General features: G+C 61.2%; 1 protein-coding gene. It reads right to left on the reverse strand.

From position 1 onward, the window contains the following. The coding region (locus EN780_RS38250) for a HipA domain-containing protein (protein WP_133373044.1) at positions 1-399 on the reverse strand (399 nt) is incomplete at both ends.

Below are 399 nucleotides of genomic sequence, written 5' to 3' on the forward strand. Positions count from 1 at the left end.
GCTTGAGGGCCATCCGGTCTTTTTCGAGGCGTGGAAACACGCGAGTCGTGACCGCGTCGTAGAGCGGAGCCATGCGAACTGAGCTGAATTGCGTGCTGCCGGGCTCTGCGATTTCCAGCAGTGCCATGTTCTTCAGGGGCATGTCGCCATCGGCGATCAGCCAGGCGAATAAGGATCGCTTCAGGACAAGCAGGACGTCTTCTTCGGGAGAGGTCGATAGCGGCCTTAGTGCCCGCGCGATGCGCTCCATCGTGCCGTCGTATTTTGCTTCGGTGGGCACGCCAAGTACCGAGCAGAAGTCCTCAAGCGCGAGCAGGTGTTTGTCCTCGAGGCCCGTTCTGATATCGAACCGCTCCACGAGTAGCGCCGGAGGCATCCCGTCAGGCATCGGGACGAGCG

The organism is Mesorhizobium sp. M4B.F.Ca.ET.089.01.1.1 (assembly GCF_004022605.1).
Lineage (GTDB): Bacteria > Pseudomonadota > Alphaproteobacteria > Rhizobiales > Rhizobiaceae > Mesorhizobium > Mesorhizobium abyssinicae.